Origin of the sequence: Bacillus cereus group sp. BfR-BA-01441 (genome assembly GCF_022663075.1) — a bacterium.
Classification (GTDB): Bacteria; Bacillota; Bacilli; order Bacillales; family Bacillaceae_G; genus Bacillus_A; species Bacillus_A cereus.
In genome coordinates, this window is sequence record NZ_JAKUEU010000040.1 from 1 (window position 1) to 14,921 (window position 14,921).

Genomic DNA, 14,921 nt, shown 5'->3' on the forward strand with positions numbered 1-14,921 from the left:
GGCAGAGAGGTCACACCCGTTCCCATACCGAACACGGAAGTTAAGCTCTCTAGCGCCGATGGTAGTTGGGACCTTGTCCCTGTGAGAGTAGGACGTCGCCAAGCAACTAAAAACACAAGTCATTTGACTTGTGTTTTTTTGTATTGTTAAAAAGAATGGGAAAGAAGTAATGGAAATACAAACACGTTGCCCAAGAGTTAATCATATTATATAAAAGATGGGTGTATATTTTTCTGTAAATTGTTAAGGATTAGAAGTATAAAATAGGTTCACTTAAATAGGGAGGGAAGATTATGAAATTACAAAGTGAAGTTTGTATTGTTTGTGAGACAAAAAGAAAAGAAGGTATATATGTTTATAATAATTTAATATGCCATGAATGTGAAAAGGATATGGTGAATACAGAGACAGATGATCCGAAATATATATATTATTTAAAGCAGCTTCGAAAATTAGAAGTATCATATTTTTAAATAGGCATATGCCTATTATTTTTTTTGTTCTGTATAATAGATAGAGAATGAATAATAAGGAAGAGATGTAGATGAATCAAAATCGTATGCCTTTATATGAGGCGTTAATAGAGTTTAAAGAAAGAGGGCCGTTATCCTTTCATGTTCCTGGTCATAAGAATGGTTTAAACTTCCCTCAGGAGGCAATAAGAGAGTTTAAAGATATTCTATCTATTGATGTAACTGAATTAGCAGGACTAGATGATTTGCATAGTCCGTTTGAATGTATAGATGAGGCACAACAATTATTGGCTGAAGTTTATAATACAAAGAGAAGTTATTTTTTAATTAATGGTTCAACAGTCGGGAACTTAGCAATGATTTTGTCTTGTTGCGGGGAACATGATATTGTTCTTGTACAAAGAAATTGTCATAAATCAATTATTAATGGTTTAAAACTTGCGGGAGCAAATCCCATTTTTTTAGATCCATGGATTGATGAAGCTTATAACGTACCAGTGGGAGTTCGTAATGAAATTATTAAGAACGCAATTGGAAAGTATCCAAATGCGAAAGCACTTATTTTAACGCATCCTAATTATTATGGTATGGGGATGGATCTAGAGGCAAGCATCGCTTTTGCACATGCACATAAAATCCCTGTTTTGGTAGATGAGGCACATGGGGCACATCTATGTTTGGGAGAACCATTTCCGAAGTCAGCATTAACATATGGTGCAGATATTGTAGTTCATTCTGCACATAAAACATTACCCGCAATGACAATGGGTTCCTATTTACATATAAATAGTCATTTAGTAGACGAAGATAAGGTTACTACTTATTTAAGTATGCTACAATCTAGTAGTCCATCGTATCCAATTATGGCTTCCTTGGATATAGCACGCTTTACAATGGCGCGTATAAAAGAAGAAGGTCACAGTGAAATTGTTGAGTTTTTACGAAGATTTAAGGAACAATTACGTTCTATTCCCCAAATCACCATTTTAGAATATCCGTTGCAAGATGAGTTAAAGGTCACCGTACAAACTCGTTGTCAGTTATCAGGGTACGAATTACAGTCTGTATTTGAAAAGGTCGGTATATATACAGAGATGGCTGATCCGTACAATGTCCTATTTATTTTACCCTTACAAGTAAATGAGGGATATATGAAGGTTATAGAGATGATCCGAGTAGCATTGCAACATTATGAGGTGAAAGACAAGAGGGAATCTATTCGTTATACTTATAATGGTGAATTCTCTCTTTTACCGTATACGTATAAACAACTAGACGGATATGAAACAAAGATAGTATCTATAGAAGAGGCTGTTGGAATGATAGCGGCGGAAATGGTGATTCCGTATCCACCTGGAATTCCATTAATTATGTATGGAGAGAGAATTACTTCAGAGCATAAAGAGCAAATTATGTATTTAGAAAGAGCAGGAGCTCGTTTTCAAGGTAATACGAAATATATGAAAGTGTATGATATAGAAAGTAGGTTTTAGGATGAAGGGATTATTTGTAACAATTGAGGGCCCAGAAGGTTCAGGTAAAACAACGTTAATTAAAAGCTTATTGCCATATTTTGAACAAAAAGCACAGAAGGTAATGGCGACAAGGGAACCAGGCGGTATTGCAATTTCTGAGGACATTAGGACGATTTTACATAAACAAGAATATACGATGATGGAAGCACGTACAGAAGCGCTTCTTTATGCTGCTGCGCGCAGACAACATTTAGTAGAAAAAGTTATGCCAGCACTTAATGAGAACTACCTCGTGTTATGTGATCGTTTTATAGATAGCTCTTTAGCATACCAAGGCTATGCAAGAGGATTGGGTATGGATAAGGTATTTGAAATAAATCGTTTCGCAACAGAGGACTGTATGCCTAGTTTAACAATTTATCTAGACATTGAGCCTGAGGTTGGTTTGGCTCGGATTGAAAAAGATGCAGGACGTGAAGTAAATCGACTAGATATGGAAGATATCTCTTTCCATAAACGTGTGCGCGAAGGGTATTTACAAGTTGTAGAACGTTTCTCGGATCGTATTGTATTGGTAAATGCTGATCAACCGATGGAAAAACTTATAGAAGAAGTTGTTCAGATTATAGAAGATAAATTGTTATAATAGAAGGAAAGAATGAAATAAGTGAGGTATGCATTATGACGAAGACGTGGGAGCAGCTTTCTGCTATACAACCCATCGGTGTAAAAATGTTGATGAATAGCATTGCAAAAGAGCGTATATCCCACGCTTACTTGTTAGAGGGAGGGAAAGGGACAGGAAAGTTTGCGACAGCAATTCAAATGGCAAAGAGTTTCCTCTGTTCTGAGCGGAATGGAGTAGAGCCCTGTCATGTATGTACAAACTGTAAGCGAATTGATTCAGGTAACCACCCTAACTTACATATTGTAAAACCAGACGGATTATCTATTAAGAAGCAGCAAATTCATGATTTACAAGAAGAGTTTTCAAAAACAGGATTAGAGGCAAATAAAAAATTATATATTATTGAGCACGCAGATCGTATGACAGCAAATGCGGCAAATACACTTTTGAAATTTTTAGAAGAACCAAGTAGTGATACAACTGCTATTTTACTTACTGAACAAAGTCATCAAATTTTAAATACGATTTTATCTCGCTGCCAAGTTGTTACGTTTAGACCGTTACCTACGGAATCTTTAATTAGAAGATTACAGGATGAAGGGATTACAGCATCTTTATCGACACTTGCTGCTCAACTTACAAATAGTTTTGATGAAGCTTTAGCTTTATGTAGTGATGAATGGTTTGCACAAGCACGAGCTTTAGTGATAAAATTATGTGAAGCGCTCGAAAAAGATAAAACCTCTATTTTTTTTGTACAAGAAAAATGGGGAAAACACTTTGGAGAGAAAGAACAATTACAGCAAGGTTTAGATATGTTACTCCTTATTTATAAGGATTTATTATATGTTCAACTTGGAGAAGAAGATCGTCTTGTTTTTCATGAGCAGAAAGAGATATTTGAATCGTTTTCCTATGCTCAGAAGCGCATTGTATCAGCTCTTTTTAATATATTAGAGGCAAAAAATAGAATCAACGCTAATGTAAATGCGCAGCTTGTGTTCGAACAGTTAGTGTTGCGGTTGCAGGAGGGATGACCGTTTTGTATGATGTAGTAGGTGTTCGCTTTAAGAAGGCCGGAAAGGTATATTACTTTGATCCAAACCAGTTCGATATCTCTGAAAATGAGTTTGTCATTGTAGAAACGGTAAGAGGTATTGAATACGGAAAAGTAGTTATTACCAAAAAACAAGTTGATGAAAACGACGTTGTATTACCGCTAAAAAAGGTTATTCGTATTGCAAATGAAAATGATCGTACCATTGTTGAAGAGAACAAATATGCTGCCAAAGAAGCATATCAAGTCTGTCAACAAAAGGTAGTAGAGCATAATCTTGATATGAAACTTGTAGATGTAGAGTATACATTCGATCGTAATAAGATTATTTTCTATTTTACTGCGGATGGTCGGATCGATTTCCGCGAACTAGTGAAGGACTTAGCCGCAATTTTTAGAACAAGAATTGAACTAAGACAAATTGGTGTTCGTGATGAAGCGAAGATGCTAGGTGGTATTGGTCCATGTGGTCGTATGCTTTGTTGTTCTACTTTTTTAGGGGATTTTGAACCTGTATCCATTAAAATGGCAAAGGATCAAAATTTATCATTAAATCCTGCAAAAATCTCTGGTTTATGTGGTCGCTTAATGTGTTGCTTAAAATATGAGAATGATGAATATGAGGCAGCAAAGGAACAACTTCCTGATTTAGATCAACGTATACAAACCCCGCATGGTACTGGCCGTGTTATCGGATTAAATATTTTAGAAAGATTAATTCAAGTGGAACTAGTAGACAAGGAACGGATAGTAGAATATACGTTAGATGAGTTAGTGAATAAAGGGGTCGTTTCGAGTCAAACCACAGATTAATGAGGTGGGTGCTTGTGGAGAAAAAAGATATTTTTGAATCGGTTTCTAGTATGGAAGAGCAAATTGGACATTTATATAAACAGTTGGGAGAGTTAAAACAGCATCTTGCAGAGTTGTTGGAAGAAAACCAGCATATAAAAATGGAAAATAACAATTTGCGACACCGTTTTGAAGAAGTGCAGAATAAAGAAAAACAAAAAACTCAAAAACGTAAAGAAGTGAAGCCGAAAACAGATATTGGTGAAGGTTATGACAATTTAGCCAGACTATATCAAGAAGGTTTTCATATTTGCAATCTACATTATGGAAGTGTACGTAAAGAGGGAGATTGTTTGTTCTGTCTTTCATTCTTAAATAAAAAGTGAAATTACCTTTCCAATTATAATTGGAAAGGTAATTTTTTATACATGAAATAGGGTAGGTTAAGGGTAAGAAAAGGAGCAGTATATGAATTTATATGAAGATGAACGTTTAGATTACTTATTAGCACAAGACATGAAGATTATACAAAGCCCATCAGTATTTAATTTTTCTTTAGATGCCGTTTTACTCGCAGATTTTGCATGGGTACCAATTCAAAAGGGGAATTTACTTGATTTGTGTACAGGTAACGCGGTTGTTCCCCTTCTATTAAGTACAAGAACAAAAGGAAATATTACTGGTGTGGAAATTCAAGAACGCTTATATGATATGGGAGTAAGAAGTGTTCAATACAATGGGTTGGAAGAAAGAATTCACCTCATACATGGAGATTTGAAAGATATGCCAGAGAAACTTGGGCGTCATCAATATGATGTTGTTACATGTAATCCACCATATTTTCAAACACCTCAAACTTCAGAGAAAAATATGAATGAACATTTAGCGATAGCTCGTCATGAAATTATGTGTACATTAGAAGATGTTGTATCTGCAAGTAGTCAGTTAGTAAAACAAGGTGGGAAAGTAGCGTTTGTACATCGTCCAGGGCGATTACTAGACATTGTCACATTAATGCGTAAATATAAAATTGAACCAAAGCGTGTGCAATTTGTTTATCCTAAGGTTGGAAAAGAAGCAAATACATTGTTAATTGAAGGAATTAAGGATGGAAATGCAGATTTGAAAATTTTACCGCCTCTCGTTGTATATGAGAACAATAACGAATATACAAAGGAGCTACGTTCAATTTTATATGGAGAAGAATAAGCACTTTTTTTATGTGGTAGAGTGCTCTGATGGAAGTTATTATGCTGGATATACAAACCATATAGAAAAGAGAATTCAGACTCATAATAGTGGCAAAGGGGCTAAGTATACACGCGTCAGGCTTCCTGTCGTTTTAAAATATGTAGAGACCCACGATGATAAGCGTACAGCTATGCAAGCGGAGTATTACTTTAAGCAATTAACGAGAAAACAAAAAGAGGCATATATGCAAAAAGGAGAACGCTATGTGGCAACAAAAAAGCTTTCAACAAAATGAAAAGGGAGTTTTATATTTAGTACCAACTCCTATTGGAAATCTAGAAGATATGACATTTCGTGCAATCCGAATTTTAAAAGAAGTTGATTTAATTGCTGCTGAAGATACGAGACAAACGAAAAAACTTTGTAATTATTTTGAAATTGAAACACCTGTCACGAGTTATCATGAGCACAATAAAGAAGTAAGTGGGAAGAAACTATTAGAGAAATTAGAGGATGGAAAGAATGTAGCACTTGTTAGTGACGCTGGTATGCCGTGTATTTCTGATCCAGGTTACGATATTGTCGTTGAGGCAGTAGCTGAGCAATATCATGTAATTCCGCTTCCTGGAGCAAATGCAGCCCTTACAGCATTAATTGCATCCGGTCTTGAAACAAAGCAGTTTTATTTCTATGGTTTCTTGCAGAGAAACAAAAAGGAACGGAAGATGGAGTTAGAAAAGCTACGTTATGTACAAATTACAATGATGTTTTATGAAGCACCTCATCGTTTAGATGATACTTTAATTTCGATGCAGGAAGTGTTGGGAAATAGAGAGATTGTATTATGTCGAGAGTTAACGAAAAAATTTGAGGAATTTATTCGAGGAACAATCGAAGAAGCAATTGAGTGGACGAAGCAAAATGAAGTACGTGGTGAGTTTTGTATTTTAGTAGCTGGTTCAACAGAAGAACCTGCTCCAGAAGAACAATGGTGGGAATCTCTTTCGGTATATGATCATATTGAATATTATATAAATGAAAAAAGTATGAATTCAAAAGAAGCGATTAAAACAGTCGCTAAAGATCGAGATTTGTCGAAAAGAGATGTATATCAAATCTATCATGTCGATAAAAAATAAGCTTCTCATAATTGAGAAGCTTATTTTGCTGTTTCGATATAATCTTGAAGTTCGTTTAAGATTTGCTCAGCGCCTTCTTTGCTTAAGATGATTTTACCTTCAGCTAAAGAAAGGTTACCGTCAGATACTTCACCAGTTACTTGGCAAGTCATGTTTGGTTTATATTTCTTTAAGATGATTTTTTCGTCATCAACATAGATTTCAAGAGCGTCCTTTTCTGCAATACCTAAAGTACGGCGTAATTCGATTGGAATTACTACACGACCTAATTCATCAACTTTACGAACAATACCAGTAGATTTCATAATTTTTTTCCTCCTAAATAAATAGTTTATAAGTTTCGAGTCTATTTTTAGATTCGTCATTTTTCGACAAAATACCCTATGGACATATGATACCAATCATTTACATTTCCGTCAATTCTTAAATTCTATATTTTTTAAAAAGATTTATAGATTTCTTATTTCTTATATATAATAGATTGAGAGGAAATTCCACAATTATTTACATTATTTTCTGAAAAAATAATAAATTAAAAGTGGATATTGTATATTTTTTTGAAATATGAGCAATAGATGATAAAGATATTGAGCATTAAGACCTAAATTGAAAATTAGGTTGGCGTAAAGAAGATAAGTTAGATTTGGGCTGCTCGTAAAAGCCCAATTAACGTGGGCTAATAATTAGTGGGGAGGAACAAAAACCCTACTGATTAAAGTTTCACTTTATATATGAGTTTTTGATATACTGTTTATAAATACATATGAGGTTATTCGGGAGGTCCAAAACAATGACAGAGGAAAATAAGTCCTTTTATATTACTACCCCAATTTATTATCCAAGTGGAAAATTACACATTGGACATGCTTATACGACAGTAGCAGGAGATGCGATGGCACGATATAAGCGTATGCAAGGTTATAATGTGCATTATTTAACAGGAACTGATGAACATGGACAGAAGATCCAAAAGAAAGCAGAAGAGTTAAATATTACGCCACAGGCATATGTTGATAACATTGTTGCAGGAATTAAAGAGCTTTGGGAGAAGATGGATATTTCTTATGATGATTTTATTCGTACAACTGAAGATCGTCATAAAGATGTTGTCGAAAAAATCTTTAAACAATTAGTAGATCAAGGTGACATTTATCTTGATGAATATGAAGGTTGGTATTCTGTACAAGATGAGACGTTCTATACAGAGCATCAATTAGTAGAGCCAATTATGGAAGGCGACAAAGTAGTTGGAGGAAAAAGCCCAGATAGTGGTCATGATGTAGAACTTGTTCGTGAAGAATCTTATTTCTTTAGAATGGGTAAATATGTCGACAGACTATTAAAGTTCTATGAAGATAATCCACATTTCATTCAGCCGGAGTCTCGTAAAAATGAAATGATTAATAATTTTATTAAACCGGGATTAGAAGATTTAGCAGTTTCTCGTACTTCATTTGACTGGGGAGTTCGTGTTCCTGGTAACCCAAAACACGTTATTTACGTATGGGTTGACGCATTATCTAACTATATTACGGCGTTAGGTTATGGAACAGCAAATGAAGAGAAATATAAAAAATTCTGGCCTGCAGATGTGCATTTAGTTGGGAAAGAAATTGTTCGTTTCCATACAATTTATTGGCCGATAATTTTAATGGCATTAGATTTACCTCTTCCGAAGAAAGTCTTTGCTCATGGCTGGATTTTAATGAAGGATGGAAAGATGAGTAAGTCAAAAGGAAACGTAGTAGATCCAGTTACATTAATCGATCGTTACGGATTAGATGCATTACGTTATTACCTACTTCGTGAAGTTCCATTTGGATCTGATGGTGTATTTACACCAGAAGGATTTGTGGAGCGTATTAATTTCGACTTAGCAAATGACTTAGGTAATTTATTAAATCGTACAGTAGCTATGATTGATAAGTACTTTAACGGAGAAATCCCTGCATTTAAAGAAAATGTGACGGAATTTGATGAAACGTTAGTAGCGTTTGCACAAGATACTTTGAAAAAAGTAGAAGAAGCAATGGAGAATATGGAGTTCTCTGTAGCGTTAGGATCTATTTGGCAACTAGTTAGTCGTACGAATAAATATATTGATGAAACACAACCATGGGTATTAGCAAAAGATGAGAATGATCGTGAAAAGTTAGCCTCTGTAATGGCTCATTTAGCAGAAGTACTTCGTCAAACAGGTATTATGCTTATGCCATTCTTAACAGTAGCACCAAGCAAGATGTTTGCTCAGCTTGGCCTTACTGATGAAGCTCATAAATCTTGGGAAAGTCTATCTACAATTGGCTGCATTCCAGCTGGAACAAAAGTAGAAAAAGGAAACCCAATTTTCCCTCGTTTAGAAATGGAAGTGGAAGTAGAGTACATTAAAGAACAAATGAAAAGCTCTGCTCCTAAAGTAGAAGAGAAAAAAGAAGAAGAACCGAAGGCAGAAGAAATTACAATTGATGATTTCTTTAAAGTAGAATTACGCGTAGCTGAAGTACTATCTGCTGAACCTGTGAAAAAAGCAGACAAGCTGTTAAAAATTCAACTAGACTTAGGTACAGAAAAGCGTCAAGTTGTTTCTGGAATTGCAAAATTCTATTCGCCGGAAGACTTAAAAGGTAAAAAGGTTATTTGTGTAACAAACTTAAAACCTGTAAAATTACGCGGTGAATTATCGCAAGGTATGATTTTAGCGGGTGAAGAGAATGGCGTATTGTCATTAGCATCAATTGACCAAAATCTACCAAATGGTACAAAAATCAAGTAATTAAGACAAGAAAAGAGATGTTTCACGTGTAACATGTGTGAAGCGTCTTTTTTCTTTTTACACTCTCTATTTTTGCATTAAGATTGTAGTATTGTTATCGTTAAGTTATTAAAGAACTTATTTTTGTAGAATAAACTTGATTTCAATATAAAAGGAGTTATGTATTATGTTGTTTGATACACATTCACATTTGAATGCAGAGCAATTCGAAGGAGATTTGCAAGAGGTTATTGCCCGAATGAAAGAAGCGGGAGTTACTTATACAGTTGTTGTTGGTTTTGATGAAGTAACGATAAAAAAGGCGATGGAATTAGCTGAAGCCTATGATTTTATTTACGCTGCGGTTGGGTGGCACCCAGTTGATGCAATCGACATGACAGAAGAACATTTAGCTTGGTTAGAAGAACTTGCTTCTCATCCTAAAGTCGTTGCACTTGGAGAAATGGGCTTAGATTATCACTGGGATAAGTCTCCAAAAGAAATACAGAAAGAAGTATTCCGTAAACAAATTGCATTAGCGAAAAAAGTAAAATTGCCGATTATTATACATAACCGCGATGCAACTCAAGATATTGTTGATATTCTAGAAGAAGAGAATGCAGCTGAAGTAGGAGGCATTATGCATTGCTTTAGCGGCAGCGTAGAGGTAGCAGAGCGATGTGTTGATATGAACTTTTTAATTTCGTTAGGTGGACCAGTTACATTTAAAAACGCTAAGAAGCCGAAAGAGGTTGCTACGGAGATTCCATTAGAGAAATTGTTAATAGAGACGGATTGTCCGTATTTAACACCGCATCCATTTCGAGGGAAACGAAATGAACCGAGTTATGTAAAACTCGTGGCAGAAGAAATTGCGAATTTAAAAGGAATTTCTTATGAGGAAGTAGCAGAAATGACAACTAAAAATGCAAAAGTTTTATTTGGTGTTGAATAAAAAAGAATGGGGAAACCTGTTCTTTTTTATTTTGAGAAAAACTAGTAGAAGTGATGAAAAAAATAAATGTGAATGATGAAGTGTTACAATAAGGACAGAGAACAAAGATTTTTCTATTCTATTTTTTAAAATATAAGAATGGGGAAAATAATAATGGAAAAGTCGTCATTTTTTTGTTTTACTAAGTAGAGACGAAATGAGTGTGGAGGCAAGCATGAAAATAAAAGAGATTATCGTTGTAGAAGGTAAAGATGATACAGTTGCGATTAAGCGTGCTGTTGATGCGGATACAATTGAAACGAACGGTTCAGCAATCGGTGATCATGTTATTGAGCAAGTTAAATTAGCGCAGCAAAAAAGGGGCGTTATTATTTTCACAGATCCGGATTATCCTGGAGAGCGTATTCGAAAAATTATTTCTGACAAGGTTCCTGGCTGTAAGCATGCCTTTTTACCGAAGGAAGAAGCGCTTGCTAAAAGGAAAAAGGGTGTTGGGATCGAACACGCTTCTAATGAGTCGATTCGCCGCGCTCTAGAGAATATACATGAAGAAATGGAAGCTTACACAAGTGAAATTAGTTGGAGTGATTTAGTCGATGCAGGCTTAGTGGGCGGAGAAATGGCAAAGAGCCGCAGAGAAAGAATGGGTAAGCTATTAAAGATTGGTTATACAAATGCAAAACAGTTACATAAACGATTACAGATGTTTCAAGTTTCAAAGGAATCATTTGCAGAAGCTTATAAGCAAGTAATACAGGAGGAAAAAAGATGAAGGATATCGCAACGCCAAATCGTACAAAAGACATTGTTGAAAAGTATGGATTTTCATTCAAAAAAAGTTTAGGACAAAACTTTTTAATTGATACAAATGTATTAAATCGTATTGTCGATCATGCAGAAATTGGTTCAGAAAGTGGTGCAATTGAAATTGGACCAGGTATTGGTGCATTAACAGAGCAATTAGCAAAGCGTGCTAAAAAAGTAGTGGCTTTTGAAATTGATCAAAGACTATTACCAATTTTAGATGAGACGTTAGCGCCATATGGTAACGTTACAGTTATTAATAAAGACGTACTAAAAGCAGATGTACATGAAGTATTTAATGAGCAATTTGAAGAAGGGCAAGATGTAATGGTAGTAGCTAACTTACCATACTATATTACAACGCCAATTTTATTTAAATTGCTTGAAGAAAAGTTACCAGTTCGTGGATTTGTTGTTATGATGCAAAAAGAAGTTGGAGATCGTTTAGCTGCTAAACCTGGAACGAAAGAGTATGGTTCTTTATCGATTGCTATTCAGTATTATACAGAAGTTGAAACAGTTATGACTGTACCGCGTACAGTGTTTGTACCACAGCCAAATGTTGATTCTGCAATTATTCGCCTTCTAAAGCGTCCGAAACCGGTTGTAGAGGTGACAGATGAAACATTCTTCTTTGAAGTAGTACGAGCAAGTTTCGCACAGCGCCGTAAAACTTTGATGAATAATTTATCAAATAATTTAAATGGTTTCCCGAAAGATAAGGAATTATTGGATCGAATTTTAACAGAAGTAGGAATTGATCCAAAGCGAAGAGGCGAAACGCTATCTATTGAAGAGTTTGCAACATTAAGTAATGCATTAGTTCTTCATAAATTATCATAAGAATATGAAAGGGACAGTTCAAGTTGAACTGTCCCTTTTGTCACCTTTCTCTCTTTAAATTCATACTTTAAAAACAGGTAAGATGGCCTAATGAGTTTGGAGGTAGGAGAATGGTTTTACATGTTGGAGAATTAGTGGAACGATATTCTCATAAGAGGGATATTCTTTTTCGTATTATAGAAATAAAAGGCGAGATAGCTATATTGTTTGGAGAGGAAATTAGACTGGTGGCGGATGCGCCACTTGAAGATTTAATTAGTATAGATCAAAGAGAACATAAAAAAAGGGTGAAGCGTGAGAAAGAAACAATGGAGCGCACGTATCGTTTGTTTCAACAAGATTATGTACTGATGAAACAAAGGCATGAACATACTTCAACTGGTGGATACACAAGTGAGGTGAATTATTTTCAAATGCCGGGACGTGTATTGCATATAGATGGAGACCCTTTATATTTGCGCAAGTGCTTAGATTTATATAATAAAATTGGCGTTCCTGTTCAAGGTATTCATTGTAAAGAAACGGAGATGCATGAAAAAGTAGTAGACTTAATAGATCACTTTCGCCCAGACATTCTCGTTATTACAGGGCATGATGCATATACAAAATCAAAAGGAGTGAAGGGAGATTTAGCGGCATATAGGCATTCAAGACATTTTGTACAGGCTGTTCGTGAAGTGCGAAAAAAATATCCATCATTGGATCAACTTGTTATTTTTGCTGGGGCATGTCAATCACATTTTGAGGCACTAATTCGTGCAGGGGCCAATTTCGCTAGTTCACCATCTAGAATTAATATTCATGCACTAGATCCTGTATATGTAGTTGGTAAAATTAGTTTTACTTCATTTATGGAGAGAGTCAATGTATGGGATGTCGTACGTAATACAATTACTGGTGAAAAGGGACTAGGTGGAATTGAAACGAGAGGGATTTTACGAACGGGATTACCTTTTCAACATTACGAAGAGTAAGCAGGATACATATGTATCTTGCTTTTTTGTATGGAAGGATTTAAATGAATTTGGATAAAAAGAGGTAAGAACGTGCAGACTACGTAATGATACTTTTACAATATAGTATTTCTTCTATCTATTCAAACGCAGGATGATATTAGCTGTGAATCGCGGTTAATAATTAGGATAGATATATCGTGCTTTAAGTGTTCAATCTAAATTACAGCGAGGTGTAGCGAAGTATATGTCAAAACGTTTAGATGAAATTAAAAGCGAATTAGATCACCATCTTGGACAGCGACTTATGTTAAAAGCAAATAGTGGAAGAAGAAAAACTGTGGAGCAATCAGGTGTACTAGCAGAAACATACCGTTCCGTTTTTGTTGTACAATTAGATCAACAAGAAGATGCGTTGCAACGTGTATCTTATAGTTATGCAGATGTTTTAACAGAGACAGTAGAGTTAACATTTTATGGAGACCCTCATAATGAGGTCATTTTATAATCCGTATATCATTACATATATTCCCATAAATGAAAAGCTATATTATTTTGCATACTAACTATACCGTAGCAAAATAAGGAGGGACTCTGCATTGAGTAGACGAAGAGGTGTCATGTCAAACCAATTTAAAGAAGAGCTAGCAAAAGAGCTTGGCTTTTATGATGTTGTTCAGAAAGAAGGATGGGGCGGAATTCGTGCGAAAGATGCTGGTAACATGGTGAAACGTGCTATAGAAATTGCAGAACAGCAATTAATGAAACGAAACCAGTAGTTGTAAGATACTTTCTATGCTACGGTAGCCGAGGAGACATTCCTCGGCTTTTTGTACTCTAAAAGGTGCCATCATTTTACATAAGTAGTTTCATTCTGAATGCTTTTCGTTATAATTAGGGAAGTGTCATCGTCTTACTATAAATTTATGGTAAAATAAACGATAAAAGATTGAGTACATAGAGTGGGTGAATAGATTGAAGCTACTAGTGAAAGCACCAGCAAAGATTAATCTGTCGTTAGATGTACTGGGAAAAAGACAAGACGGATATCATGAAGTGAAAATGATTATGACAACCATTGATTTAGCAGATCGTCTAGAACTAACGGAATTAGCAGAAGACCGTATTGAAATTTTATCCCATAATCGGTATGTCCCAGACGACCAACGAAATTTAGCTTATCAGGCAGCGAAATTATTAAAAGAGAAGTTTAATGTAAAAAAAGGTGTATCTATTACTATTGAAAAAACGATTCCAGTAGCAGCTGGATTAGCAGGTGGAAGTAGTGATGCAGCAGCCACATTACGTGGTCTTAATAAATTATGGAATTTAGGGCTTACAATTGATGAGTTAGCAGAGCTTGGCGCAGAAATTGGATCAGATGTATCGTTCTGTGTATACGGAGGCACAGCAATTGCCACTGGAAGAGGAGAGAAAATTGAGCATATAAAGACTCCGCCTTCTTGTTGGGTTATTTTAGCGAAACCACATATAGGTGTATCTACTGCTGATGTGTATGGAAATTTAAAGTTAAATCGAGTTACACATCCGAATGTAGATAAAATGGTTGATGTCATAAATTCTGGTGATTATAAAGGAATTTGTGATACTGTTGGTAACGTTTTAGAAGATGTAACATTTGGAATGCATCCTGAAGTTGCCCGTATTAAATCACAGATGAAGCGATTTGGAGCGGATGCTGTATTAATGAGTGGAAGTGGTCCAACTGTATTTGGACTTGTACACCATGATTCACGAATGCATCGCATTTATAACGGATTAAAAGGATTTTGTGAACAAGTCTATGCGGTACGTTTATTAGGAGAGCGAGAAACGCTTGAATAAAGACGTATAATACG

18 protein-coding genes and 1 rRNA gene are annotated in these 14,921 nt (G+C 35.3%); 18 read left to right on the top strand and 1 reads right to left on the bottom strand.

All coding sequences use genetic code 11. From position 1 onward, the window contains the following. The 10 genes from rrf to rsmI form a co-directional block, all read left to right on the top strand. Positions 1-104: ribosomal RNA gene (gene rrf, locus MR107_RS17260) — 5S ribosomal RNA — on the top strand; the annotation flags it as partial. A 189-nt stretch (positions 105-293) separates the two neighbouring features. Beyond that, complete coding sequence (locus MR107_RS17265) at positions 294-473, top strand: sigma factor G inhibitor Gin (RefSeq protein ID WP_000776278.1); 180 nt, start codon at positions 294-296, stop codon at positions 471-473. Between the two features lie 71 nt (positions 474-544). Then, on the top strand, positions 545-1,966 hold the full coding sequence (locus MR107_RS17270) for an aminotransferase class I/II-fold pyridoxal phosphate-dependent enzyme (protein WP_061457944.1): 1,422 nt from the start codon (positions 545-547) through the stop codon (positions 1,964-1,966). 1 nt (position 1,967) lies between these two features. Next, complete coding sequence (gene tmk, locus MR107_RS17275) at positions 1,968-2,594, top strand: dTMP kinase (RefSeq protein ID WP_000677218.1); 627 nt, start codon at positions 1,968-1,970, stop codon at positions 2,592-2,594. A 35-nt stretch (positions 2,595-2,629) separates the two neighbouring features. Then, a complete protein-coding gene (holB, locus tag MR107_RS17280) occupies positions 2,630-3,613 on the top strand; it encodes a DNA polymerase III subunit delta' (RefSeq protein WP_048538417.1) in 984 nt (327 codons plus the stop codon). Positions 3,614-3,618: 5 nt separating this feature from the next. Continuing rightward, positions 3,619-4,446 (top strand): PSP1 domain-containing protein, encoded by an 828-nt coding sequence (locus MR107_RS17285; RefSeq protein ID WP_048538418.1) that lies wholly within the window; start codon positions 3,619-3,621, stop codon positions 4,444-4,446. Positions 4,447-4,460: 14 nt separating this feature from the next. Next, positions 4,461-4,811: a DNA replication initiation control protein YabA gene (gene yabA / locus MR107_RS17290; protein ID WP_000412063.1), complete on the top strand. Its 351-nt coding sequence runs from the start codon at positions 4,461-4,463 to the stop codon at positions 4,809-4,811. Between the two features lie 82 nt (positions 4,812-4,893). Beyond that, a complete protein-coding gene (locus tag MR107_RS17295; protein WP_001055366.1) occupies positions 4,894-5,634 on the top strand; it encodes a tRNA1(Val) (adenine(37)-N6)-methyltransferase in 741 nt (246 codons plus the stop codon). After that, a complete protein-coding gene (locus MR107_RS17300; protein ID WP_000414350.1) occupies positions 5,621-5,911 on the top strand; it encodes a GIY-YIG nuclease family protein in 291 nt (96 codons plus the stop codon). The genes MR107_RS17295 and MR107_RS17300 overlap by 14 nt, the downstream gene beginning before the upstream one ends. Continuing rightward, positions 5,880-6,755, top strand: a complete 876-nt coding sequence (rsmI, locus tag MR107_RS17305) for a 16S rRNA (cytidine(1402)-2'-O)-methyltransferase (RefSeq protein WP_074553640.1) — start codon at positions 5,880-5,882, stop codon at positions 6,753-6,755. The genes MR107_RS17300 and rsmI overlap by 32 nt, the downstream gene beginning before the upstream one ends. 20 nt (positions 6,756-6,775) lie before the next feature. Here rsmI and MR107_RS17310 read toward each other — a convergent pair whose 3' ends face one another. Next, on the bottom strand, positions 6,776-7,060 hold the full coding sequence (locus MR107_RS17310; protein WP_000843036.1) for an AbrB/MazE/SpoVT family DNA-binding domain-containing protein: 285 nt from the start codon (positions 7,058-7,060) through the stop codon (positions 6,776-6,778). A gap of 485 nt (positions 7,061-7,545) precedes the next feature. Between MR107_RS17310 and metG the strand changes: the two genes are divergently transcribed. From metG to ispE, 8 genes are all read left to right on the top strand, one after another. Further along, positions 7,546-9,528, top strand: a complete 1,983-nt coding sequence (gene metG, locus MR107_RS17315) for a methionine--tRNA ligase (RefSeq protein ID WP_242292564.1) — start codon at positions 7,546-7,548, stop codon at positions 9,526-9,528. A 166-nt stretch (positions 9,529-9,694) separates the two neighbouring features. Next, the gene (locus MR107_RS17320) at positions 9,695-10,462 is read left to right on the top strand and encodes a TatD family hydrolase (RefSeq protein ID WP_000895851.1); all 768 of its coding nucleotides are present in this window, start codon (positions 9,695-9,697) and stop codon (positions 10,460-10,462) included. 214 nt (positions 10,463-10,676) lie between these two features. Beyond that, on the top strand, positions 10,677-11,234 hold the full coding sequence (rnmV, locus tag MR107_RS17325; protein WP_000692836.1) for a ribonuclease M5: 558 nt from the start codon (positions 10,677-10,679) through the stop codon (positions 11,232-11,234). Next, positions 11,231-12,109: a 16S rRNA (adenine(1518)-N(6)/adenine(1519)-N(6))-dimethyltransferase RsmA gene (gene rsmA, locus MR107_RS17330; RefSeq protein WP_000651548.1), complete on the top strand. Its 879-nt coding sequence runs from the start codon at positions 11,231-11,233 to the stop codon at positions 12,107-12,109. Before rnmV ends, rsmA begins: the two co-directional genes overlap by 4 nt. A 110-nt stretch (positions 12,110-12,219) precedes the next feature. Continuing rightward, the gene (gene yabG, locus MR107_RS17335; RefSeq protein WP_000242868.1) at positions 12,220-13,083 is read left to right on the top strand and encodes a sporulation peptidase YabG; all 864 of its coding nucleotides are present in this window, start codon (positions 12,220-12,222) and stop codon (positions 13,081-13,083) included. 226 nt (positions 13,084-13,309) lie between these two features. Continuing rightward, positions 13,310-13,570, top strand: a complete 261-nt coding sequence (gene veg, locus MR107_RS17340) for a biofilm formation stimulator Veg (protein ID WP_000044347.1) — start codon at positions 13,310-13,312, stop codon at positions 13,568-13,570. Positions 13,571-13,661: 91 nt separating this feature from the next. Further along, the gene (gene sspF / locus MR107_RS17345) at positions 13,662-13,841 is read left to right on the top strand and encodes an acid-soluble spore protein SspF (RefSeq protein WP_002094215.1); all 180 of its coding nucleotides are present in this window, start codon (positions 13,662-13,664) and stop codon (positions 13,839-13,841) included. 196 nt (positions 13,842-14,037) lie between these two features. Then, positions 14,038-14,907 carry a 4-(cytidine 5'-diphospho)-2-C-methyl-D-erythritol kinase gene (gene ispE, locus MR107_RS17350; protein ID WP_000772104.1) on the top strand — a complete coding sequence of 290 codons (870 nt, stop codon included), beginning with the start codon at positions 14,038-14,040 and terminating at the stop codon, positions 14,905-14,907. Positions 14,908-14,921: the final 14 nt, after the last annotated feature.